This window comes from Candidatus Kinetoplastibacterium sorsogonicusi, from assembly GCF_003072465.1.
Classification (GTDB): Bacteria; Pseudomonadota; Gammaproteobacteria; order Burkholderiales; family Burkholderiaceae_B; genus Kinetoplastidibacterium; species Kinetoplastidibacterium kentomonadis.
This window is the reverse complement of the sequence record NZ_CP025628.1, coordinates 177,501-202,500: the sequence shown is the minus strand read 5'-3', so window position 1 is coordinate 202,500 and position 25,000 is coordinate 177,501. Positions and strand designations below refer to the sequence as shown.

The 25,000-nt window shown below is 25.1% G+C and carries 19 protein-coding genes and 2 rRNA genes (2 of these 21 only partly in view); 9 read left to right on the top strand and 12 right to left on the bottom strand.

Features of this window, described 5'->3' with window-relative positions:
• Positions 1-878, top strand: partial view of an Rne/Rng family ribonuclease gene (locus CKSOR_RS00975; protein WP_108673741.1) — the 3' portion only. Its footprint begins 604 nt before the window's first position; 878 of the gene's 1,482 nt are visible here — the last part of the coding sequence; the start codon falls outside the window, past its left edge; the stop codon is at positions 876-878.
• Positions 879-1,307: 429 nt separating this feature from the next.
• The gene (locus tag CKSOR_RS00970) at positions 1,308-2,072 is read left to right on the top strand and encodes a YdcF family protein (RefSeq protein WP_108673740.1); all 765 of its coding nucleotides are present in this window, start codon (positions 1,308-1,310) and stop codon (positions 2,070-2,072) included.
• A gap of 5 nt (positions 2,073-2,077) precedes the next feature.
• Here CKSOR_RS00970 and dnaE read toward each other — a convergent pair whose 3' ends face one another.
• Positions 2,078-5,578 carry a DNA polymerase III subunit alpha gene (gene dnaE / locus CKSOR_RS00965; RefSeq protein ID WP_108673739.1) on the bottom strand — a complete coding sequence of 1,167 codons (3,501 nt, stop codon included), beginning with the start codon at positions 5,576-5,578 and terminating at the stop codon, positions 2,078-2,080.
• A 189-nt stretch (positions 5,579-5,767) separates the two neighbouring features.
• Here dnaE and argA point away from each other — a divergent pair, with 189 nt between their 5' ends.
• Together argA and CKSOR_RS00955 are read left to right on the top strand one after the other, a co-directional pair.
• The gene (gene argA / locus CKSOR_RS00960) at positions 5,768-7,129 is read left to right on the top strand and encodes an amino-acid N-acetyltransferase (RefSeq protein WP_108673738.1); all 1,362 of its coding nucleotides are present in this window, start codon (positions 5,768-5,770) and stop codon (positions 7,127-7,129) included.
• A 60-nt stretch (positions 7,130-7,189) separates the two neighbouring features.
• Positions 7,190-7,423, top strand: a complete 234-nt coding sequence (locus CKSOR_RS00955) for an oxidative damage protection protein (RefSeq protein WP_422666644.1) — start codon at positions 7,190-7,192, stop codon at positions 7,421-7,423.
• Between the two features lie 4 nt (positions 7,424-7,427).
• On the opposite strand, the gene rpiA is transcribed toward CKSOR_RS00955, so the two are convergent.
• Genes rpiA through CKSOR_RS00930 form a run of 5 tightly spaced genes read right to left on the bottom strand, consistent with a single transcriptional unit; the run spans position 7,428 to position 14,424 of the window.
• Positions 7,428-8,108 (bottom strand): ribose-5-phosphate isomerase RpiA, encoded by a 681-nt coding sequence (gene rpiA, locus CKSOR_RS00950; protein WP_108673736.1) that lies wholly within the window; start codon positions 8,106-8,108, stop codon positions 7,428-7,430.
• Between the two features lie 20 nt (positions 8,109-8,128).
• Positions 8,129-9,433, bottom strand: a complete 1,305-nt coding sequence (locus CKSOR_RS00945) for a DNA recombination protein RmuC (protein ID WP_108673735.1) — start codon at positions 9,431-9,433, stop codon at positions 8,129-8,131.
• Positions 9,434-9,438: 5 nt separating this feature from the next.
• Positions 9,439-12,030, bottom strand: coding sequence for an ATP-dependent chaperone ClpB (clpB, locus tag CKSOR_RS00940; protein ID WP_108673734.1), 2,592 nt, complete (start codon positions 12,028-12,030; stop codon positions 9,439-9,441).
• A 43-nt stretch (positions 12,031-12,073) separates the two neighbouring features.
• Positions 12,074-13,165, bottom strand: a complete 1,092-nt coding sequence (locus tag CKSOR_RS00935; protein WP_108673733.1) for a lytic murein transglycosylase — start codon at positions 13,163-13,165, stop codon at positions 12,074-12,076.
• A gap of 23 nt (positions 13,166-13,188) precedes the next feature.
• Entirely contained in the window at positions 13,189-14,424 is a 1,236-nt protein-coding gene (locus CKSOR_RS00930; RefSeq protein ID WP_108673732.1) for a cation:proton antiporter, read from the bottom strand.
• 202 nt (positions 14,425-14,626) lie between these two features.
• Here CKSOR_RS00930 and queF point away from each other — a divergent pair, with 202 nt between their 5' ends.
• A complete protein-coding gene (gene queF / locus CKSOR_RS00925) occupies positions 14,627-15,457 on the top strand; it encodes an NADPH-dependent 7-cyano-7-deazaguanine reductase QueF (protein ID WP_108673731.1) in 831 nt (276 codons plus the stop codon).
• A gap of 9 nt (positions 15,458-15,466) precedes the next feature.
• Here queF and pgsA read toward each other — a convergent pair whose 3' ends face one another.
• From pgsA to CKSOR_RS00905, 4 genes are read right to left on the bottom strand one after another with little or no spacing between them, the layout of a single operon-like run.
• Entirely contained in the window at positions 15,467-16,039 is a 573-nt protein-coding gene (gene pgsA, locus CKSOR_RS00920; protein ID WP_108674210.1) for a CDP-diacylglycerol--glycerol-3-phosphate 3-phosphatidyltransferase, read from the bottom strand.
• Positions 16,040-16,099: 60 nt separating this feature from the next.
• Positions 16,100-17,899, bottom strand: a complete 1,800-nt coding sequence (uvrC, locus tag CKSOR_RS00915) for an excinuclease ABC subunit UvrC (RefSeq protein WP_108673730.1) — start codon at positions 17,897-17,899, stop codon at positions 16,100-16,102.
• A gap of 25 nt (positions 17,900-17,924) precedes the next feature.
• Positions 17,925-18,350: a holo-ACP synthase gene (gene acpS, locus CKSOR_RS00910; protein ID WP_108673729.1), complete on the bottom strand. Its 426-nt coding sequence runs from the start codon at positions 18,348-18,350 to the stop codon at positions 17,925-17,927.
• Between the two features lie 7 nt (positions 18,351-18,357).
• Complete coding sequence (locus tag CKSOR_RS00905) at positions 18,358-19,098, bottom strand: pyridoxine 5'-phosphate synthase (protein WP_108673728.1); 741 nt, start codon at positions 19,096-19,098, stop codon at positions 18,358-18,360.
• A 190-nt stretch (positions 19,099-19,288) separates the two neighbouring features.
• On the opposite strand from CKSOR_RS00905, the gene rpmB reads away from it, so the two are divergent.
• The 4 genes from rpmB to holA all read left to right on the top strand — a co-directional run bounded on the left by rpmB (position 19,289) and on the right by holA (position 23,678).
• The gene (gene rpmB, locus CKSOR_RS00900; protein ID WP_108673727.1) at positions 19,289-19,516 is read left to right on the top strand and encodes a 50S ribosomal protein L28; all 228 of its coding nucleotides are present in this window, start codon (positions 19,289-19,291) and stop codon (positions 19,514-19,516) included.
• A 45-nt stretch (positions 19,517-19,561) separates the two neighbouring features.
• On the top strand, positions 19,562-19,729 hold the full coding sequence (gene rpmG / locus CKSOR_RS00895) for a 50S ribosomal protein L33 (RefSeq protein ID WP_108673726.1): 168 nt from the start codon (positions 19,562-19,564) through the stop codon (positions 19,727-19,729).
• 156 nt (positions 19,730-19,885) lie between these two features.
• Entirely contained in the window at positions 19,886-22,552 is a 2,667-nt protein-coding gene (gene leuS, locus CKSOR_RS00890; protein ID WP_108673725.1) for a leucine--tRNA ligase, read from the top strand.
• 127 nt (positions 22,553-22,679) lie between these two features.
• Positions 22,680-23,678: a DNA polymerase III subunit delta gene (gene holA, locus CKSOR_RS00885; RefSeq protein WP_108673724.1), complete on the top strand. Its 999-nt coding sequence runs from the start codon at positions 22,680-22,682 to the stop codon at positions 23,676-23,678.
• 34 nt (positions 23,679-23,712) lie between these two features.
• On the opposite strand, the gene rrf is transcribed toward holA, so the two are convergent.
• Both rrf and CKSOR_RS00875 read right to left on the bottom strand, forming a co-directional pair.
• A 5S ribosomal RNA gene (gene rrf, locus CKSOR_RS00880) occupies positions 23,713-23,825 on the bottom strand.
• Positions 23,826-23,978: 153 nt separating this feature from the next.
• Positions 23,979-25,000, bottom strand: a 23S ribosomal RNA gene (locus tag CKSOR_RS00875); it runs 1,855 nt beyond the window's last position.

The following is a 25,000-nucleotide window of genomic DNA, read 5'->3' as shown; positions in this document are numbered from 1 at the left end:
ATTTAAATATATATGATGAACATAAAAAACCTTGTTTAATTTTCAATCAATCAAATACATTAAAAGATATTTTAATAGATATTATAGAACCTAATATACAAGATATATTTATAGATAATAAAAAAATTACATATGAATTCAAAAATTGGGCATATGAATTTATGCCTCATATATATTACAAAATTCAATACTATGAAAAAAATGATTTGTTTAAAATTTATAATATAGATGAAACAATGAATATTTCATTATCTCGTAAAATAAATTTAAAATCTGGAGGATATATCATTATAGATCAAACAGAAGCATTGATCATTATAGATGTTAATACAGGTAGTTTTATTGGAAATAAAGATCCTGAAGACACTTATTTGAAAGTTAATTTAGAAGCAATTAAAGAGATTGCTAGACTATTAAGGTTAAGAAATTTAAGCGGAATAATCTTAATAGATTTAATAGATATGAAAAAAAGAGATAACAAAAATGTAGTATTAAAAGAATTAAAAGATAATATTATCAATGATAAAGCTAAAGTAAATATATTAGGATTTACTGCTTTAGGATTACTTGAAATTAGTAGAGAACGCAAAAAAAATTCATATTTAAGTAATTTGTTTGAACCATGTAATATATGTAACAAAACCGGTTTGATAAAGACAGTTGAAACAATATTTCATGAAATATGTAGAAAAATTATTAATTCTTCATATGACATTAATATAAAAAAATTAAAAATTCTAGCATCTAAACCTATTATAGATATATTTATTGAAAAAAATTATATTTCATTTATTAGTAATCATATTAATAAAAAAATTATATTAGAAATTAATTCAATATACAATAAAGAACAATATAACATTATTAATATTTTTTGAAGTAAGGTTTATATAATCATGAAATATAAAATTATCTAATTAGCATTTATATATACATAATTTTAGATTATTTATGTATATATTAAAATATATGATTTTTATAAATTCCCTATATTTTAAAAATGTTAATTTTTACTCAAAAAATTAATAATAACTAGTTTATTAAAATAATTGTAAATAAATATATTTATATAATAATGATTTTTTAATGAAAATAAATATATTTAAATGGTTTTACTAAATTGTTTTGCAAATCATTTAATTGTAAAAGAATTAGTTATTGATATACTATTAACAGCTAACTCTTAATTATAGATATAATATTTTTTATAAATCAAGCATCTATTAGAATAATATCATTTAAAATAAATTTTTTAAAATTTCCCTAAATTATTCAAATATTATTCATTACTTATTTTAATAAATAATATGCTAAATATAAAACCATTATCATTATTCATTCCTCCCTTAAATTTTGGAATAACTATATGCATAGTTGCTTGCATATTACAAAAATTTAAATTGAAAAGTATAGCTAAAAAATTTTATTTATTTAGTATATTTTGGATAACAATTTGGTCTTTACCAATAACTTCATTATTAATAGGAGGATTTTTAGAAAATATCAATCCTCCTTTTGATCTAAATAAAAAAATTAAATATGATGCAATAGTTGTATTAGGAGGACATATACGACATGGCCAAACTAATTGGTTTTCTAATTATGATAAAAAAACAGCAACTACAAGAATAGATGTAGCAGCAAAATTATACTTTGCTGGAATATCTAAAAAAATAATATGCTCTGGTGGATCATTAGATGGAAAGATAAGTGAAGCTAAGTATATGTCTAATATAGCAAAAAAAAATGGTATTTTAAGAGAAGATTTATATCTTGAAGAAAAAAGTAGAACTACTCATGAAAATGCATTATTTGTTAATGAGCAAATAAAAAAATTAAAATTAAAAAATATTATATTAGTAACATCTGCATTACATATGCCTAGAGCAAAAGCTTCTTTTTTAAATGTAGGAATCACTAATATAATTGCAGCTCCTACACATTCTCAAATTATATGGAAAAAAAATAAATTCAATTTAATAGTACCTAATTATATTACTTTAATAGCTAGTAAAACTATAATAAAAGAATATGTTGCTATATTTATATATTGGTATAGAGGATGGATATAATTAAATTAATAAATTAATTTTATATCTTCACAACCATCTAATTTTTTTAATGAAAATAATGCTTCATCTGTAGGAGTTATATTCCAACTGCTTCCTATTTTTAATATACAACTAAAAGATTTTATATAATTTATAAATTTAACTGATATTGATATATTAGAATTATCAGATTTATAATTTAATAAAATATTTTTTAAAGCATTTATATCTATTAATTTTTTAGATGTCACAGTTAAAAGTATTGTTTTAAGATATTTTTCACGAATATTGAGTATGCTATAAATATCTTGAGCTATTATACGAATATTTTCATTATATTCGTTTTTATATACAAAACATTGAAAAGCTAAAAAATTATCTTCTATAATAACTTCCTTTTTTAAATCATATAGATCATGATAAATCATAACATCTAATACAGAAGATTTATCATCTATAGTTATCAATATTATTTTTCCTTTTTTAGTAACTATTTTTTTAATACAGCATACTATACCACATATTAATTGTAATTCTTGTTTTGGTTGAATATTTATGAGTCTATTTGGAATAATTTTTTTTATTTCATCTACCCATATATCAAAAAAATGACCACTTATACAATATCCTAAAGACTGTTTTTCTTCAGTTAATATTTTATTTAAACTCCAATCATTTACTAAACTATCATCATAGAAAGATAAATCTTTTTTGATAGTATCATGTTCAAATAATGATTGTTGATGAGTACTTATTAATGCTTGATTAGCTGTTTCTATTGCTAGAGGTATTGAATTAAATAATAAAGCTCTATTTTTTTCTATTGAATCAAAAGAACCTGATTTAATTAAAGATTCCAAAGCTCTTTTATTTATAGATTTGCCAATACGCATACAAAAATCTATAAGATTTTTAAATGGACCTTTCTCATTTCTAGATTTTATGATTTCCTCAATAATAGAATAGCCTAAACCTTTGATTGCACCTAAACCATATAATATATTTTTTTTATTATTTTTTAGATCATAAATTGGCTTAAATTTAAAAATAGATAGGTTAATATTTGGAGGTAATATTTCTAAATTATTAAAAATACAATCTTGATATAATAATTTAATTTTATCAGTATCATCCATATCAGAAGACATAGTAGCAGCCATAAATTCTGCTGGATAATTAGCTTTTAACCAAGCTGTCTGATATGCAATAGTTGCATAAGCTGCAGAATGTGACTTATTAAAACCATAACCAGCAAATTTTTCTATTAAATCAAAAAGCTTTTTAGCTAAAATATTACTATAACCTTTTTTAATAGCACCTTCTTCAAAAGTTTTTCTATGCTTTGACATTTCATCTGGATTTTTTTTACTCATTGCTCTTCTAAGTAAATCAGCTTTACCCAAAGAGTATCCTCCTATAATTTGTGATATCAGCATTACTTGCTCTTGATAAACTATAATTCCATAAGTATTTTTTAAAACAGGCTCTAAAGATTGATGAAAATAATTCACTTTTTCTAAACCATGTTTTCTATTAACAAAATCATCAACCATTCCAGATTCAAGTGGCCCAGGTCTATATAAAGCAAGTATAGCTATAATATCTTCAAAATTATTAGGTTTTAGCTTCTTCAATAAATCACGCATACCTTTAGATTCTAATTGAAAAATAGCTGTAGTATTACTTTCACATAATATTTGATATGTATTAAAATCATTTAAGTCGATTTTACTAAGAACTAAATTTTTTTGATTAGAATTTAATTCTTTAATATATTTAACTGTTAAATCTAATATAGTAAGATTACGTAATCCTAAAAAATCAAATTTTACTAACCCCATTGCTTCTACATCATCTTTATCAAATTGAGAAACAAGATTATTAGGTTGTTCTGGAGGGCAATATAATGGACAAAAATCTGTTAGTTTACCTGGTGCAATTAAAACACCGCCAGCATGCATGCCGACATTACGTGTTAATCCTTCCAGAGGTTTCGCTATATCTAATAAATATTTTACATCTTCATCTTGTTCATATTTTTCTTTAAATGCTGCGTCTTGTGAAATAGCTTTTTCTAAAGTCCATGGATCAATTGCATTAAAAGGGATCATTTTAGATAAATTATCACAAAATGTGTATGGAAAATCTAAAGTTCTACCAACATCACGAATAACAGCTCTGGCACCAAAAGTACCAAAAGTCATTATTTGACTTACAGAATCTTTTCCATATTTATTTTTAACATATTCAATTACACGTTCACGATTATCTTGACAAAAATCTATGTCAAAATCAGGCATAGATACTCTTTCTGGGTTTAAAAATCTTTCAAAAAGTAAATCATAATTTATAGGGTCTATATCAGTAATACCAAGAGCATAAGCTACTAAAGATCCTGCTCCAGAACCTCTACCAGGACCAACAGGTATTCCATTTTTTTTACCCCAATTAATAAAATCTTGTACAATCAAAAAATAACTAGCAAACCCCATTTGAACAATAATTTTATACTCATGTTGCAATCTATCTTCATATTGTTGTTTTGCATTATCATTTAAATGGGGAAGATCATTTATGAATCTTTCATTTAATCCTTCTTTAGACATATTTAATAATAGTTTATTAAATGATTCTTTATTATTTAACTCAATATTATTATGATAAAAATTAGGTAATTTAGGATTACCTAACGGTAAAATTAAATTACATCTTTTTGATATTTCTGAGGTATTTATTATAGCTGAAGGTACATCTGAATATAAATTAATCATTTCTTCAGTACTAAAAAAATATTGTGTTTCGCTAAATTTATTTTTTCTATTAGGGTTATTTATAGATACACCTTCTGCTATACATACTCTAACTTCATGAGATTGAAAATCTTGTTTTTCTAAAAACTGAATAGGATGAGTTGCAACAACTGATATATTCAGTTCCATAGCTATTTTTAGAGCATGATTTGTATATTGTTGATCAAGTATATTATTACTTCTACATAATTCTATATAATAATTAGATGGAAATAATTCTGACCATTCTTTTGCTCTCTTTTTTGCTAACTCTATATTTCCTGAATCAATTAGTTGCCCAATATCTCCTAATCTTGCACCAGATAAAACTATAAGACCTTTATTATTTTCAATTAACCATGTTTTAATTATCAAAGGTACTTTTGATTTTTTATATTTTTTTTCTGTAAATGATTTTGTAAGTATTGAACAAAGATTTAAATAACCATCATAATCTTTCACTAATAATATTATTCGATAGTAACTTTTACTATCTAATGAATCACTCATATAAACTTCACATCCAGCAATAGGTTTTATGCCAGATGCACGAGCTTTCTTATAAAATTTTACTAAGCCGAAAATATTATGCAAGTCAGTAAGTGCTATTGCAGGCTGATTAAAATCTTTAGCTTTATTTATTAAATGTTCTATTTTTAAAATTCCATCTATTACAGAAAATTCAGAATGCGATCTTAAATGAACAAATGGTATAATTTTCTTATTACTAAGATTCATATATTTAGTATTATTATTGATATGGTTCGTATTATTATTAATTTATATAATTCATATTAGATAATATAATATTTAAAAAATGAAAATTATAAATTTTTATATTTTATGCAAAATAAAATTTTACTTGTATTACAATTTTTTTACAAAAATTTTATAAAAATTCAAGATATCCAGCAATAAAGGTCAAAAATGATACAGTCTTCTTCTATTTCAGATATTGAAAATACAACAAATTCTCAACAAGCACAAATACAATTTGTAAAATGGTTTAGAAAGGTAGCACCTTATGTACATGCATTTAAAGATAAAACTTTTATAATAGCTTTTGGTGGAGAGTTAATAGAAGATAATTGTTTAAATATTTTAGTACAAGATTTATCTCTTTTATCAGCTTTAGGAATAAGATTAGTATTAGTGTATGATGCAATACCACAAGCTAATAAACAACTAAAATTAAAAAATAATGAAAAAATATTATCATATGATTTAGAACCAATAAATCATAATATATTAGAATGCATTAAAGAAGCTTCTGGTAAAGTACGATTAGATATCGAATCATCTTTTAGTCAAGGGTTACCTAATACACCAATGTCAAATGCTAAAATTAGAATAATCTCTGGTAATTTTGTAATAGCAAAGCCTAAGGGCATAATAGATGGTATAGATTATTTATATGCTGGTAATATTAGAAAAATAGACGTAGATGCTATCAAATCAGAAATAGAAAAACATTCTACAATAGCTTTATTACCAGCTATAGGATTTTCACCAACTGGTGAATCTTTTGTTTTAAAAATTGAAGAATTAGCTACAAAAGCTGCAACTTCATTAAAGGCAGAAAAACTAATTTTTCTTACGTCTTCTAAAAATATAGAAATAAATAGTAATTTATCTGGTATTGAAATTGCTTGTAATGATGTTGATAGTATTATCAAGTCTAATTGTTTAGATAAAGAAATGACAAATTTATTATATAAAGCTTATAAATCTGTTAATAATGGTGTAGAAAGAGCTCATATTGTGCCTTATTATTTAGATGGTTCTATTTTATTAGAAGTTTTTACTCATTATGGTATTGGAGCAATGGTGGTAGCTAATAATTTAGATTATATGCGCCAAGCTAAAATAGAAGATATAGGTTCTATAATTAAATTAATAGAGCCATTAGAAAAAGAAGGTATTTTAATAAAAAGATCTAGGAATATTTTAGAAAGAGATATAGATAAATTTACTGTATTAGAACATGATATGATGATATATGGGTGTGCTGCTTTATACGAATTTCCTGAAGAAAAGATGGCAGAAATAGCATGTTTAACAGTTATACCAGAATTACAAAATAAAGGTGAAGGAGAAAATCTTTTTAAACATGTAGAAAAGAAAGCTAAATTAAATGGTATTGAACAAATATTTGTTTTGACAACTAGAACTTCACATTGGTTTTTAAAAAGAGGATTTCATCAAGCAGATATTTCTAGTTTGCCATTAGAAAAACAAAAACAATATAATAAACTACGTAATAGTTTAATTTTTATTAAAAATATATAATTAAATATAATAGAACATAATAATATAAGGAATAATAAAATGAGGAAATTTGTAAAATGTATGAAATTAAAAACAAAATTAGAAGCTTTAAATAATCCACCATACCCAGGAGAAATAGGTATATACATAATGAATAATATATCTCAAAAAGCTTGGAATAATTGGTTACAACAGCAAACTCGCATAATAAATGAAAATAGATTAAATTTATCAGATATCAAATCTAGAAAATTATTACATGATCAAATGATTCAATATTTATTTGAGAAAGATGAAATTGATTTTTCTTCTTGATTTTTTATATTTGCGAATTCTTAACTAATACACCATTTTGAGTAGATATTAGTGCTTGGTTTGCTTTTTGTAAAGCAAATAATCCACAAGTAACTACTCCAGGAATATTATTTATATAAATTTCTAATTCTCTGCAATTATCAAAATCTAAACCAACTACATCTAAAATTATATTATTATTATCAGTAACAAAATTAGGACGCACATTAGCTTTACCACCAATCTTATTTAGTTGATTTGAGATTTGTTTTTTTGCCATTGCAATTATTTCTATTGGTAATGGAAATGTACCTAAAATTTTCACAAATTTACTTTCGTCTACAATACAAATAAAATTTTCAGATGCAGATGCTATAATCTTTTCACGAGTTAAAGCACCACCACCACCTTTAATCATATTCATAGATTCATCTATTTCATCAGCACCATCTATATAAAATGGTATACTATGAGCTTCATCTAATTCTATAACATTAAAATTAAATTTATTTAAAATATTATAGGTTCTTATAGAACTAGCTACAACTGACTTAATATCATCTTTATATTTAGATAATTGTTCAATAAAAATATCTACTGTAGATCCTGTACCAATACCTAAAATATCATCAAATCTGATATTATCCATCACAATCTCTACAGCACGATGAGCTACATTTTTTTTTAAAAAATTAACATCTAACATATATATTATTTTCCATTTAATTAATTGTCATCAAAAACATCAGATATATTATTATCTTCTGGTAATATTTCTAAGTGTTTTAAATTTTTTAACATTATTCGTGATCTTGTTTCAGTTTGATCTAATTTATTAGTTGCACTTTCTAAGTTTTTTCTAACACTTGCTACTGTGTCGCCAAATTTATAAAATTCAGTTTTCACTGTTTTGAGTACTTGCCATACTTCCGAAGATCTTCTTTCAATTGCTAAAGTATGAAAACCCATTTGTAAACTATTTAATATAGCAGCTAAATTACTTGGCCCAGAAATATTAATTCTCAATTTATATAATTTATCCAAAAGACCAGGTATTCTTAAAATTTCAGCATATAAACTTTCAGCTGGTAAAAACATAATAGCAAACTCTGTTGTATATGGAGGGGCTACATATTTATTAGATATTATCTTTGCTTGTAACTCAACAGCTTTACCTAATGCTAATATTGATTTTTTAATAGCATTAGAATCTGAATTTTCATATGCCTCACATAAACGTTCATACTCTTCTATAGGAAATTTAGAATCTATTGGTAACCATACTACATTAGTATTTGAAGTACCTGGCAACTTAATAGCAAATTCTACTATTGCATCACTGCCTGGAATAGGTTTTACATTACATGCATATTGCTTTTCTGTCATAATATCAGTAATTATTCTAGATAATTGCATTTCACCCCATATTCCTCTAGTTTTTACATTACTTAAAATTCTTTTTAAATCACCGACTCCAGAAGCTAAAGAGTGCATTTCTCCTAATCCTTTATGTACTGATTCCAGTCTTTCTGATACTAATTTAAAAGATTCACCTAGTCTATTTTCTAGTGTTGTTGTTAATTTTTCATCTACAATGATTCTTATTTCTTCTAATTTATCAGTATTGTTTTTTTGTAAATCATATAAATTTTTATTTAAAATATTTCTAACTTCTAACATACGTTTTTCATCGATTTCTATTACTTTTTGAATTTGATTAGCAAAGTGATTTGAAAATTTATTTAAAGAATCTACTAATTCTGATCTAGTATTTTTAAATTCAAAATTTATATTATTTTTTAATGCATTATTAGAATTTAATGAATCTATTCTTATGTCACGTGAAAATTCATTAAATTCTATATGAAATTTTCTTATATATTCATCTATATCTATATTTAGATTACTACTAACTTTTTCTAATTCAAACTTTAAATTATTTAAATTATTTAAAATAAGTTTTTGTACTATAAATATAGTTAACAATGAAATAACTAATAATATTAAAAATATCAATATGCATAAATTCATACTATTTATTTATTATCATTAGAATGTTTATTAAAAATGAATTTTTCATTATTAAAATTAACATAAATATTGTCTCCAGGAGAAAAATCTCCTTGAATAAGTTTGCTTGCTAATGGATTTTCAATATTATGCTGAATAGCTCTTTTTAATGGTCTTGCTCCAAAAAATTGATCAAATCCAATTTTTGATAATTCATTTATAGCAACTTCATCAACACTTAATTTAATATCATGTTTGGATAATCTTAAATTAAGCAAATCAATTTGTATTTTAGTAATTAAATTAATATGAGATATTTCTAATTTATGAAAAATAATGATTTCGTCAATACGATTTAAAAATTCTGGACGTAATATATTCTTAATTTCATCTAATATTAATTTTTTAGCATCTTCATAAGATACAGATTCTTGTAAGTAATGTGAGCCAATATTAGACGTCATAATTATAATAGTATTACGAAAATCTACAGTACGTCCTTGACTATCTGTTAATCTACCATCATCTAATACTTGTAATAATATGTTAAAAACATCATGATGAGCTTTTTCTATTTCATCTAATAATATTACACTATAAGGTTGACGACGTACTAACTCTGTTAAATAACCACCTTCTTCATATCCAACATAACCAGGAGGAGCTCCAATTAATCTAGAAACTGAATGTTTTTCCATAAATTCACTCATATCTATACGTATCATATGATCTTGTGAATCAAACATAAAATTAGCAAGTTCTTTGCTAAGCTCTGTCTTACCGACCCCTGTTGGTCCAAGGAAAAGAAATGATCCTATAGGTTTAGTGGGATCAGATAATCCAGCTCTAGATCTTCTAATAGCTTCTGAAACAAGATTTACAGCTTCATTTTGACCAATAATTTTTTTCTTTAAAATTTCCTCTGCATTTAATAATTTTGCTTTTTCTCCTTGCATCATTTTTGATATAGGAATACCTGTTGCATGAGATATAACTTCAGCTATTTCTTCTACTCCAACTTGAGTTTTAATTAATTTAATTTGTTGATCTTCTGTATTTGTCAAATCTATATTTTCAGAATTTTTAAGACGTTTTTCTAATATTGGTAATTCTCCATATTGTAATTGAGCAAGCTTATCATATTGACCACTTCTCTGTAATTCTGCCATTTGAGCTTTTATTTTATCAATTTCTTCTTTCAAAGAAGTAGAATTTTGAATAGTAGATTTTTCTAATTTCCATATTTTTTCTAATTCACTATACTCTTTTTGTAACTTTTCTAATTCATCATTTATAATAGATAAACGATGTTTTGATATATCATCATTTTCTTTTTTAACAGCTTCTTTTTCAATTTTTAATTGAATGATACGTCTATCTAGTTTATCTATTTTTTCAGGTTTTGAATCTATTTCTATTCTTATTTTAGAAGCTGCTTCATCTATTAGATCTATAGCTTTATCCGGTAAAAAACGATCTGTGATATATCTATTAGACAATTCTGCAGCAGCTACAATAGCAGGGTCTGTAATTTTTACTCCATGATGTATTTCATACTTTTCTTGTAAGCCACGTAAAATAGCAACTGTAGATTCTATATTTGGTTCATCAATTAAAATTTTTTGAAATCTTCTTTCTAGAGCAGAATCTTTTTCTATATATTTCCTATACTCATCTAAAGTAGTTGCCCCTATACAGTGTAGATCTCCTCTAGCTAAAGCAGGTTTAAGCATATTACCAGCATCCATAGAGCCTTCAGTTTTACCAGCACCAACCATAGTATGTATTTCATCTATAAACATAATATAATTATTACTAGTTGATAGATCTTTTAAGACAGATTTAAGTCGTTCTTCAAATTCTCCTCTATACTTTGTACCTGCTAGTAATGCTGCTAAATCAAGAGACAATAACCTTTTACCTTTTAAACTTTCAGGCACTTCATTATTGATGATTCTTTGTGCTAAACCTTCAACTATAGCAGTTTTTCCTACACCAGGTTCTCCTATAAGTACAGGATTATTCTTTGTTCTTCTTTGCAAAATTTGTATAGCTCTTCTAATCTCATCATCTCTACCAATCACAGGATCTAATTTTCCTTGTTTTGCTAGATCTGTAATATCTTGAGTATATTTAGCTAGACTATTTCTATTTTCTTCATCTGGGTTTTGAATATTATTATTACCTCTAACTTCATTTATAACTTTTAATAATGCATCATAATAAATACCAGAATCATGTAATATTTTACCAATCTGTATCTTTGTATTACATATTGATAACAAAAATAATTCACTTGATATGTAGTTATCTTTTCTTAGGATAGATTCTTTTTCAGTAATATTTAATAATGTATTTAATTCTTTACTGATTTGTATATTTTCACTACTATTATTTACTTTAGGTAATTTATTAATTTCCTGATCTAATATACTTAATAATCTATTTATTGCTCCCCCAGACTTTTCTAAAATAGATTTAGTATTACTATCTTGGTCTTTTAATAATGCAATAAGAACATGAATTGCTTCAATATATGGATTATCATGCTTTATAGCTAAACTTTGAGCATCACTTAATGCTCGTTGAAAATTTATTGTTAATTTATCAAAACGCATAATAATTGTCTCAATATGGTTGGTGATTTATAAATACTGAAGTTTAATTATTGTATAACTTAAACCAATTGGATTGTAATATATTTTCTCCTTTAAAGATATTATTTAAAATAGAAACTACTAAAGCATATTTATGTGAATTATTATATTTTAATAAAGCCTGATAATTACTTAAAGCTAAAAATTGTGGACCATTTATTCCTGATGGTAATAATAAAAAAGCTTCCTCATTCATATAACTATTATATAATTTATATAATGATTCGCCTTTTATACTTGTTGCACCAATTTTTGACCATTTTTCTAAAGTATATTTATTTTCAGAAATATGAAAATCATCTTTACAAATTTTTAAATTATCCAAAAAATTTTTTGGTAACCTAATTTCTATAACAGGTGGTTGATTTTTTATCCATTTTATATTACGTTTATATAGATGATTAGCTGTAGATGCTAGAGAGTCTTGTATTGAATTATATAGATCAGCAATACCATCATTGTCCCAATCAACTGATAATTCATAAAATGATGTTGGTATAAACTGTGTCATTCCAAAAGCTCCCCCCCAGGATCCTAAAAATTCATCTGGTTTAACTATACCATCTCTTAGAATCTTAATAGATGCATAAAAATTTTTTTTCCATAATGGATTATTTTCATAATATGCACGTGTAAACCAAGCATTTAATATATTTGTATTACCTAAAATAGTTCCATAATTAGTTTCAATACCAAAAATAGCAATTAAAATTTCTGGATCAACATGGTATGTATTACAAATGTTTCGAATATCATTATTATATTTTGTAAGTATTTTGTAACCATTAGCAATTCTATTTGTATTAATCATTCTTAAGATATAATCTTTAAAATTATCTTGTTTTTTGAATTGATCTTTTGATGCATTAATAGTAATTTCTACAAAATCTACTTTTGAAGTAAATTTATCAAAATCATCTACAGAGATTCCATTTTTTTCTGAATCTTTTCTAAGTTCTAATAAAAAATTATTAATAATAATATTTTTATCTAAAATATTATTAGAATAAACATCATTAGATATTAATACAAAATATATACCTATAAATAAAAAAATATATATCCTATTAAGATTAAATTTATCAAAAAAATTCATTTTGAGTATATTATTTTATTGTTTTATTTTTTTTCAAGTATTTTCACTAAAGAGCCTAAAGTAGTTGCTTGTACTAATAGGCTAAATATTACTACTACATAAGTTACACCAACAACCATATCTCTTCCTTCAAATTGAGGTAAAGATAAAGCTAAAGCTATAGAAATACCACCCCTTAAGCCACCCCAAGTCATTATGTTAACTGAATTAGTACTAATATTATGAAATTTTTTTAGTAAAATCATAGGACTTACTACACTAATATATCTAGCAATCAATACTATAGGAATTGCTATAATTCCTATCCATATATCAGTTAATTTAAATGATAATGCTAAAACTTCTAAACCTATTAATCCAAATAATACAAGATTTAATAATTCATCTAAAAGTCCCCAAAAATTAAATAAGTGTTCACTAGTTTTATCTTTACTTAATTTAGAAATTCCATGATTACCAACCACTAAACCCATTACTACTACAGATAATGGAGCAGATACATGTAATATTTCAGCACACCTATATCCTGCTGTGCTTAATGCTAAAGTAATTAAAATTTCTACTGGATAACTATCTAATTTTGCAATCATGATAGCTCCACCATAACCTAAAATTAATCCTAATATAACAGCTCCTAATATTTCTTGGGTTAAAGATATTACTATATTAATGGCAGAGAATTCTGTTGCACCACATGCTAAACTTAATAAAGTCATAAAAGCTACAACTGCTGTACCATCATTAAATAATGCCTCACCAGCAATTTGAGTTTCTAAATCAGAAGATACTTTAGCATTTTTTAAAACTGCTAAAACGGCTATAGGATCTGTCGGTGAAATTAAAGCTCCAAAAACTAAACACCATAAAAAACTTACTGAGTTGTAAAATAGATGTAAAGCAATATAAAATGCTATGCCTACAACTAAAGTAGATATTAATACACCAATAGTAGCTAATAAAAATACTGGTAATCGTTGTTTATTCATTTTAGAAATATCTATATGTAATGCGCCAGCAAATAATAAAAGGCCAAGTAATCCATGAAAAACTAATTCAGGAAAATTGATAAATTCCACTAAGCTTTGAGCCTTTAGCACCATGCTAGAATGAGATTGTCCAAAAAATGATAAACAAGTAAAAACTATTAAGCCAACTGCAGTAATTCCTAGTGTATCTGGTAGCTTAATAAAACGATGGTTGATATAACCAAAAATCGCTATCAAAGTTAACAACAATCCTATACCATCAAACATGATCATAATTATTTCCTTAACATAGAGAGATATTATAATCTTAATCGTATCTTAATAAGACGTTAAGATATAAAAATAACTTTTGAAATACAATAAAATAAAAAAACTTTAACAATTAAACATTGATCATAATAAATATATATTAAAATATTAATAATACTTATTAGTGTTGTATAAATATTATTGATCTATCATATAGTAAATTACTATGAATATAATAAATAAATCTCCTTTAAGCAAAAAAATAAATTGCTATAATGTAGCATATAACCCAAAATTGTTATTTGCAATACCTCGGCTAAATAATACAAAAATCTTTTGTGATACTTCAAAAAAAATATTATTTAGAGGTTTTGATATTTGGACAGCGTATGAATTTTCTTGGCTGAATTTAAAAGGCAAACCGAAAATAGCTATATTACAAATTATAGTACCAGCAAATAGTCCTAATATAATAGAATCTAAATCTTTAAAATTATATTTAAATTCTTTTAATCAAAACAAAATAGAAAATAATATTGATAAAATTTTAATTCAAGATATATCTAAAGCTATTGGTAGTGAAATACAATTAAATTTCATAGAACCACATCAATTTCATAAAATACATAAAATTCAGAAATTGAAAGGAATATGTTTAGATGACTTAGATATTCAAACAAATACTTATATTCCAGATGAAAAAATTTTAAAAAATATAGATTCTAACCATATTATAACAGAGCACTTAGTTTCTAATCTATTAAAATCAAACTGTCCTGTAACAAATCAACCTGATTGGGCATCAATTCAAATATCTTATACCGGAAAACCTATAGATCATTATTCATTATTAAAGTATCTCATATCATTTAGAAATCATAATGATTTCCATGAGCATTGTATAGAACGAATATTTTTTGATATTAAATCGATTTGTAATCCAAAAAAATTAACAATATATGGCAGATATACTAGAAGAGGCGGTATTGACATAAATCCTTGGAGAACTGATTCAAAAAAATTTCCTAATTCTATACTCCGTGTAATAAGGCAATAAAATAATATTTTATTTACCATTCATAACTAACCATACTTTTTTTATATAATATAACATAGATAATATCGTTAAAAACGTTGAAATAATAATTAAAAATGTTCCAATTTTGATAGTATCAAATCCAAAAAATACTTTATTATAAAATAAAAAGGCAATAGCAAACATCTGAAAAACAGTTTTAATTTTACCTAATTTATGTACAGTAGTAATAGATTGTGAACCAATTTTAGCCATCCACTCTCTTAAAGATGATATTATGATTTCTCTTCCTATAATTATTAATACTACAAATTGATCAACTCTCTCAAGATTGAGTAATATTATCAAGGAAGAGCAAACTATTAATTTATCAGCAACAGGATCAAGAAATTCACCAAATAATGAAGTTTGTTTTAATAATCTAGCTAGCCAACCATCCAACCAATCAGTTAAAGATGCTATTATAAAAGCACATGAAGCTAAAATATCTCTATCTATACTAGAAATAGGCATGTAATATATACTACATATTATTGGTAGCATAGCTATACGTAACCATGTTAAAATAATTGGTATATTAAAAAATGTTTTATGATAATACATATTATTTTTAATAATTAATAATATAAAATTCAAAAAAAATAGGATCCCACATAAAAATATTTAATCATTATGGAACGTATAATATATTTTTTCAGCTAATGACATAGATATGCCTTTAATAGAAGATAATTCTTCTATTGTAGCATTATATAAAGATGATAAACTTCCAAACTTATTTAATAACATTTTTCTACGTTTTAAGCCAATTCCATTTATTGATTCTAAGATAGATTTTTTTCTTAATTTTGTAAAATTATATCTCATTCCATTAATTGCAAATCTATGCGCTTCATCTCTTATATGGTTTATAAACATTAATATAATAGACTTTTCTCCTAACAATATATCTGCCCTATCAGTAAATACTAATTTTTCCAAACCAGGTTTTCTACCATTACCTTTTGCTACACCAATTATTAAAATGTTTGCTAAATTTAATTGATTTAATACTTTATTAGCAATATTTATATGCCCTTTACCTCCATCTATTAATATAATATCAGGTAAATTTTCCAATTTTTTAGAAAATCTTTTTAAGAGTATTTGTGACATTGCACCATAATCATCACTCATTGATATATTATCAATTTTATATCTACGATACATAGATGGTTGCATTTTATTTTTTTCAAATACAACACATGATCCATATGTAGATTCTCCTGACATATGACTAATATCAAAGCATTCTATTCTTATGTTATCTTTTAATTTTTTAAAATTTATTAATTCTAAAAATAATGATAATCTATTAATATTATTATCATTTTTATTAATATATGCTGAAAGTGCTATATGATTATTTTTTATGTTTTGTTCTAACCATTTTTTTTTAATACCAATAGGTTTATAAATTAATTTAGGAATAAATTTTTTTAATAAAAAAATATTACTTTTTTCTTTTATTTTATGAGATAAAATAATATGTTTTGGTAATTCGATATTAACATAATGCTGCTGAATGAATGCTGTAATTATAGATGATTCATTTGTATATTCAATATTATCTGGAAAAAATGATTTATCACCAAAATGATGTCCATTTCTAATAGTAGATAAATTTACACACGCTTGATTATTTAATAATACAACAGAAATTACATCAATATCACTTTCTTTAACATTATTAACTGTCTGTACTTTAATAATATTATTAAGAGCAATAAGTTGATTTTTAAGTTTAGAAGCATATTCAAAATCTTGATAATTAGATGCTTGTATCATTTTTTGCTTGATATTTTTAATAATAGAATTGGTTTTACCATTTAAGAAATTGATAGCTTGTGATACATTTTCAGAATAATTTTCTAAAGAAATTTTATCTTTACAAGGTGCAGAGCATTTATTAATTTGATACAAAATACATGGTCTAGATCTATTAGCAATACTAGAATCTTCACAAGTTCTTAGAAAAAATATTTTTTGAATAATATCAATTGTATTTTTAACAGTATTAGAATTTAAATAAGGTCCAAAAAAATTACCTTTACTATTTATTTTCCCTTTGTAATAAAATATACCGGGCCATTTATGATGAGAAATAAATATATATGGATAAGATTTATCGTCTTTAAAAATTATATTGTATTTAGGGTTATATTTTTTTATCAAATTATATTCTAATAATAATGCCTCTTCTTCTGAATTAGTTATAGTAATCTCTATATTACTTATTTTAGATACTAACAATTTAATACGTTGATTATCATGAACTCTATTAAAATATGAAGTAATACGTTTTTTTAAATTTTTAGCTTTTCCAATATATAAAATATTTTCATCAGAATCTAAATGTTTATAGATACCAGGTAAGTTAGGCAAATTTTTTAATATGTTCTTAATTTCTGATTTAATTAACAATTATTTTCTCTACAATAAAATTAAGTTAATATTTTTTTTCTATTACAACGCAAGTAATAACAAATTGTGATTCATCAGAAATTGATATATGAATATTTCCATATCTTTGATTAAACCAGTCATTTAATTGTGAATTTAATTTCATAATAGGAGCTCCTATAGAAGTATTCATAATTTGTATATTATGCCAACTTAATGTTGGCATGCCTATTTTTATAGCCTTATAAAATGATTCTTTTGCAGAAAATCTAGATGCTATAAACTTAATAGATTTAAGATAATTTCTATTTAATCTTTGCATAAATTCATTATATTCATTATTGCCTAAAATTTTTTTACAAAAATTTAAACCATATTTTTTATATATAAATTCAACTCTTCTAACATCTATTATATCAATTCCTAATCCAACTATTGGATTTTTACAATTATTTGCTATATTGACATTCATGATTATATTAATATAAAGAATTTAAAGATGATTTATGAATTAATGATTTCATATCTTTAACTGCTTCATATAAACCTGAAAATATTGCTTTAGAGATAATTGAAAATCCTATATTTAACTCTGATATACCTTTAATTGAAGCTATTTTAGAAATATTAGAATAATCAAGACCATGCCCGGCATTTACTTTTAAGCCAAATTTAATAGCAGAAATTACTGCATTATTTATCCTATTTAATTCTTCATTAATATCATAGTTAAGAGTTAAATTTGCATATTTACCTGTATGAAGTTCTATTGCATCTGCTCCTGCATGAAATGCTGCTTCTATTTGCTCATATTCTGGATCAATAAATAAAGAAACTTGGATGTTATAATCTTTTAAATTTTTTATAGCTTTATAAATTTTATTATAATCTTTTGTAATATTTAACCCACCTTCGGTAGTTAATTCTTCTCTACGTTCTGGTACTAAACAAACACTATAAGGTTTTACTTTGCAAGCAATGTCTAAAATTTCACTAACTACTGCACATTCCATATTTATATCTGTATTTATCATATTAGATTTAATTCCAAAGACATCATGATCTTGAATGTGTCTTCTATCTTCTCTTAAATGTAAAGTTATTATATCTGCACCTGCATTTTTACAAATTAATGCTGCATCTAATAGATCTGGATACTTACCTCGTCTTTGCTGACGAATAGTAGCAATGTGGTCTATATTAACTCCTAACTTTATCAAAATAAATCTCCTTATATCCAAAGAATATTTACTAAAAAACATATATACTTATACATAGCAAAATTAATAATTTAATAGTAAAATATTAAATTCTATATAAATATATCAAACTTATTATATCAAATAATATGATATAAAAATTTTTTGATAATGATTGATTTTTAACACAATTAAGTTAATAGGTATACTTATGTCACGTATATGTCAAGTAACTGGTAAAGGTCCAGTCGTTGGGAATAATGTTTCCCATGCTAATAATAAAACTAAAAGACGCTTTTTACCAAATTTACAAATACATAAATTTTGGTCAGAGCAAAATAATAGATGGATAAAAATGCGTGTATGTACTAAAGCAATACGTACAATAGATAAAAAAGGTATTGATGCTATTTTATCTGAAATGAATTTCAATAAATAAAGCAAATTTTTAATATATAAGATATAAATTTTAGAGAATAAAATTATGGCTAAAGGCGCAAGAGAAAAAATTAAACTACAATCTACAGCAAATACAGGACATTTTTATACAACCACCAAAAATAAACGTAATAAACCAGAAAAAATTTTGATCAAAAAATTTGATCCTATTGCTAGAAAACATGTTGAATATAAAGAGACTAAACTAAAATAATATGATGATATATTAGCTAACTTTGCGTATATCATTTGCTTTTTATTTAAATATAGTAATATTTTAAATAAATTTGTATTTATTTTTTAATATAAAGCTCAAATTTGTATAAGTTATATTCAGCATAATTGATAATTATCAATGTTCCATACTTTTATGAAAGAAAATTATAGTCACCAAGAAGTAGAAGCTTCTACTCAGAAAATCTGGGAAGAAAATAAATCTTATTTATCTACAGAAAATAATTATAGTAAATTTAATATTAAACAAAAAACAAAATTTTTTGCTTGTTCTATGTTGCCATATCCAAGTGGTAAATTGCATATGGGACATGTTAGAAATTATACTATAAATGACGTAATGACTAGATATAAACGTATGCTAGGATTTAATGTATTAATGCCAATGGGTTGGGATGCTTTTGGTATGCCTGCAGAGAACGCAGCTATTAAATCTAATATTTCACCTGCTAAATGGACATATGATAATATTTCTTACATGAAGAAACAAATGAAACAACTTGGACTATCTATAGATTGGTCTAAAGAAATATGTGCTTGTGATCCTAAATATTATAAATGGAATCAATGGTTCTTTCTAAAAATGTTAGAAAAAGGAATTATATATAGAAAAACTCAAGTTGTTAATTGGGATCCAATAGATAAAACAGTATTAGCAAATGAACAAGTAATAGATGGTAAAGGTTGGCGTTCAGGTGCTTTAGTTGAAAAACGTGAAATACCTGGATATTACTTAAAAATAACTGAATATGCAGAAGAATTGCTTTATGATATAAAACATAATTTAAAAGGGTGGCCTCAAAAAGTATTATCTATGCAAGAAAATTGGATAGGTAAATCTCAGGGCTTATGTTTTGCCTTTCTTCATAATATTCAAAATGAAAATAATGAACTTATCAATGATGGTAAATTATTCGTATTTACTACTAGAGCTGATATGATTATGGGTGTCACATTTTGTGTAATATCTTATGAACATCCTTTAGCTACATTTTTTTCAAAAATAAATAAAGAAATAAAACTGTTTGTTCAAGAATGTAAATTAGGATCTACAACAGAAGCTAATCTTTTAACAAAAGAAAAAAAAGGTATTAATACAGGTTTTACTGTTATACACCCAATCAATCAAGAAAAAATAGAATTATGGATAAGTAATTATGTTTTGATGAATTATGGAAATGGAGCAGTAATGGGTGTTCCTGGCCATGATGAACGTGATTTTCATTTTGCTAAAAAGTATAACATACCAATAAAACAAATTATTAATGTAAATAATAAATCTTATAACATAGATTATTGGCAAGATTGGTATGCAGATCAAAATTATTCATTTTTAATTAATTCAGGAGAATTTAATGGAATGAATTCTTCAGAGGCAATTAAAGCTGTCACAGATAAAATAAAATCTTTCAGTCTAGGAGATGAAAAAACAATATGGCGTTTAAGAGATTGGAGTATATCTAGACAAAGATACTGGGGTACTCCTATACCGATTATACATTGTAGTGTATGTGGAGAAGTTCCAGTACCAGAAAATAATCTTCCAGTAATTTTACCAGAAAATTTGATACCTAAAGGTACTGGTAATCCTTTAAATGATTGCGATGAATTTTTACATTGCTATTGTCCAAAATGTGATAGAGTTGCTAGAAGAGAAACAGATACTATGGATACTTTTGTCGATTCTTCTTGGTATTTTATGAGATATACCTCTCCAGATTGTAATAATGCTATGATAGATAAAGATAAAGTTTCATATTGGATGCCTGTAGATCATTACATTGGTGGAATAGAGCATGCAATTTTACATTTATTATACGCACGTTTTTGGACAAAATTAATGCGTGATTTAAATTTAATAAATTTTGATGAACCATTTAAAAATTTATTATGCCAAGGTATGGTGCTAAATCATGCTTATTATAGAAAAAATCATAATGGCTCTATAGAATATTTTGACCCTAAAAATGTAGAAAATATTTATGATAAAAATGGAGAAATTATATCTACCAAATTAAAATCAGATGGTAGTGATGTTAAGTATCTAGGTATTACTACCATGTCCAAATCAAAAAATAATGGTGTAGATCCTCAAAGCATTATTAATGAATGGGGTGCAGATACAGCTAGAATATTTATTATATTTGCAAGTCCACCTGAACAAACTTTAGAATGGTCTGACCAAGGTATTGAAGGTGCACATAAGTTTTTAAATAAATTATGGAAATTTTGTTATAATCACAAATCTTTTATAGATATTAAAAATATAAATAAAAAAAACATATTTTATAATCTAAGTGATGAACTAAAATTTTTAAGATATGAAGTTTATAAAATATTGAAACAAGTAAATTATGATTATGAAAGACAACAGTATAATACGGTTGTTTCTTCTTCTATGAAATTATTAAAATTTATGGAAAATTGTAATTCCATATCACATGATAAATATTCAACAGTTATAACTGAATCAATAAGTATTTTATTAAGAATATTATTTCCAATTGTTCCTCATATTACTTATCAAATATGGCATGATTTACATTTAAATACAGTATTTGGAGATTTATTAGATGCTCCATGGCCTCATATAGATGAAGATGCTTTACTTTTAGATCAAATAGAAATGATTGTACAAATTAATGGTAAATTAAGACATAAGATTTTAGTATCTACAAATTATGATTCAGATAAAATCAAAAATATAATTATTAATGATAAAAATGTATTAAAGTTTTTAAACGGAAAAGATATTAAAAAAATCATCTTAATTCCTAATAAACTTATAAATATAGTTATATAAAATGTAATATATATTACAATTAAATTTTATATTTTTTATGACATTATATAATTATTTACATATGAATTTAGTAAAAAATTTTATGATCTTTTATCTCAAAATATAAATTATATATCTATTAATTATAATGCAAATTACTTTTAATCATCTTGATAATAATGAAAATTATTATTTTCTTATAAAAAATAAAGCAAAAATATATTTGGTATATAGTGACGAATTATTTTTACTAAATGAAACTATAGATAATATATATACTATCTATGTAAAATTAGATTATGAATTAATAAAAATTAATATATCTTCTTTAGAAGACATTAATTACTTAAATGAACATTTCAATAATATTTCATTATTAAATAATAAAAAGATTATTAATATTAAATTAAATAACAAAAAATATTTTAATATTATTACTGATATAATTAAAAATTTATTAAATCAAAATAATGAAATATTTGTTGAAATAAAAATTATTATATCTATATTAGATAACAATTTTCCTTTATTAAAAAATAATGAATTATTTCAATTAATTAATAATTATGGAATTGTAATAAAAATACCAAAAATTACAAAAAATATATTAGGAATGTGGATACAAAAAAGATTGTATTTACAAAATCAAATATTAGATCTTAATTCATGTAATTGGATTGCTAGTATGGTAGAAGGAAATTTATTAGCAGCATATCAAGAAATTATTAAATTAGGTTTAATTTTTTATAATAAAAAACAATTGTTTTTAGAAGATATAAAAAGAATTATAGTAAATTCTTCTAAATTTAATTTATATGATTTACGAAAAAATATATTATTAGGTGATACTAACAAATCTATCAATATATTAAAAAAACTTCAATATGAAGGAGAAAATATATCTTTGATAATATGGGGTATAGTAGAAGATATGTATAATATACAGAAAATTGATCATAATATCTTAAAAAGATTATCAATTAAAGATTCTTTTAAAATTTTAGAATACTTACACATGTTAGATTGTATGATAAAAGGATTTAAAACTACAAATATAAATACATGGGATTTTTTAGAAATGATAGTGATTAGTATCACTAATCCTAAATTTTTAACATTATTAAAGCATAAAAAAGCCCTAATATAATTTAATATATTAGAGCTTTTAATTAAAAAAAGAAGCCTGACCATAACCTACTTTCACAGATGTACATCTACTATCATCGGCGCAAAAGCGTTTAACTTTCCTGTTCGAGATGGGAAGGAGTGGATCAACTTTGCTATAGTGATCAGGCAAAACCTTTAAGATTATATAAAATTATAATCCTTAAATCAATTCGAAGAAACACAACTTCTATATATTAATTAATTTAATTAATAAAAAATAGATCGCATTATATTATACAATTTTCTTAAAATATATAATCAATATAACCTTTAGAGTTATAGGATCAAGCCTCACGGGCAATTAGTATCGGTTAGCTGAATACATTACTGTACTTACACACCCGACCTATCAACGTTCTGGTCTTGAACGACCCTTTAGGGAGATCTAGTCTCCGGGATACCTTATCTTCAGACGAGTTTCCCGCTTAGATGCTTTCAGCGGTTATCTCTTCCATACTTAGCTACCCGGCTATGCCATTGGCATGACAACCGGTACACCAGAGGTATGTCCACTCCGGTCCTCTCGTACTAGGAGTAGCTTCTGTCAAGTATCCAACGCCCACGGCAGATAGGGACCAAACTGTCTCACGACGTTTTAAACCCAGCTCACGTACCTCTTTAAATGGCGAACAGCCATACCCTTGGGACCTGCTTCAGCCCCAGGATGAGATGAGCCGACATCGAGGTGCCAAACACCGCCGTCGATATGAACTCTTGGGCGGTATCAGCCTGTTATCCCCAGAGTACCTTTTATCCGTTGAGCGATGGCCCTTCCATTCAGAACCACCGGATCACTATGTCCTGCTTTCGCATCTGTTCGACGTGTCAGTCTCACAGTTAAGCACGCTTATGCCATTGCACTATCAGTACGATTTCCGACCGTACCTAGCGTACCTTAGAGCTCCTCCGTTACACTTTAGGAGGAGACCGCCCCAGTCAAACTGCCCACCATGCACTTTCCCTGATCCGGATTACGGACCGAGGTTAGAACCATAAACATATTAGGGTGGTATTTCAAGGATGACTCCACATAATCTGGCGATCATGCTTCAAAGTCTCCCACCTATCCTACACAAATCTATTCACAGTCCAATGCAAAGCTGCAGTAAAGGTTCATGGGGTCTTTCCGTCTAGCCGCGGGTAGATTGCATCATCACAAACACTTCAACTTCGCTGAGTCTCAGGAGGAGACAGTATGGCCATCGTTACGCCATTCGTGCAGGTCGGAACTTACCCGACAAGGAATTTCGCTACCTTAGGACCGTTATAGTTACGGCCGCCGTTTACCGGGGCTTCGATCAA

Excerpts from the sequence above, each read along its gene's own strand:
- CKSOR_RS00970 (WP_108673740.1), top strand. The coding sequence starts at position 1,308 with ATGCTAAATATAAAACCATTATCATTATTCATTCCTCCCTTAAATTTT.
- dnaE (WP_108673739.1), bottom strand. The coding sequence starts at position 5,578 with ATGAATCTTAGTAATAAGAAAATTATACCATTTGTTCATTTAAGATCG.
- argA (WP_108673738.1), top strand. The coding sequence starts at position 5,768 with ATGATACAGTCTTCTTCTATTTCAGATATTGAAAATACAACAAATTCT.
- CKSOR_RS00955 (WP_422666644.1), top strand. The coding sequence starts at position 7,190 with ATGAAATTAAAAACAAAATTAGAAGCTTTAAATAATCCACCATACCCA.
- rpiA (WP_108673736.1), bottom strand. The coding sequence starts at position 8,108 with ATGTTAGATGTTAATTTTTTAAAAAAAAATGTAGCTCATCGTGCTGTA.
- CKSOR_RS00945 (WP_108673735.1), bottom strand. The coding sequence starts at position 9,433 with ATGAATTTATGCATATTGATATTTTTAATATTATTAGTTATTTCATTG.
- clpB (WP_108673734.1), bottom strand. The coding sequence starts at position 12,030 with ATGCGTTTTGATAAATTAACAATAAATTTTCAACGAGCATTAAGTGAT.
- CKSOR_RS00935 (WP_108673733.1), bottom strand. The coding sequence starts at position 13,165 with ATGAATTTTTTTGATAAATTTAATCTTAATAGGATATATATTTTTTTA.
- CKSOR_RS00930 (WP_108673732.1), bottom strand. The coding sequence starts at position 14,424 with ATGATCATGTTTGATGGTATAGGATTGTTGTTAACTTTGATAGCGATT.
- queF (WP_108673731.1), top strand. The coding sequence starts at position 14,627 with ATGAATATAATAAATAAATCTCCTTTAAGCAAAAAAATAAATTGCTAT.
- pgsA (WP_108674210.1), bottom strand. The coding sequence starts at position 16,039 with ATGTATTATCATAAAACATTTTTTAATATACCAATTATTTTAACATGG.
- acpS (WP_108673729.1), bottom strand. The coding sequence starts at position 18,350 with ATGAATGTCAATATAGCAAATAATTGTAAAAATCCAATAGTTGGATTA.
- rpmB (WP_108673727.1), top strand. The coding sequence starts at position 19,289 with ATGTCACGTATATGTCAAGTAACTGGTAAAGGTCCAGTCGTTGGGAAT.
- rpmG (WP_108673726.1), top strand. The coding sequence starts at position 19,562 with ATGGCTAAAGGCGCAAGAGAAAAAATTAAACTACAATCTACAGCAAAT.
- leuS (WP_108673725.1), top strand. The coding sequence starts at position 19,886 with ATGAAAGAAAATTATAGTCACCAAGAAGTAGAAGCTTCTACTCAGAAA.
- holA (WP_108673724.1), top strand. The coding sequence starts at position 22,680 with ATGCAAATTACTTTTAATCATCTTGATAATAATGAAAATTATTATTTT.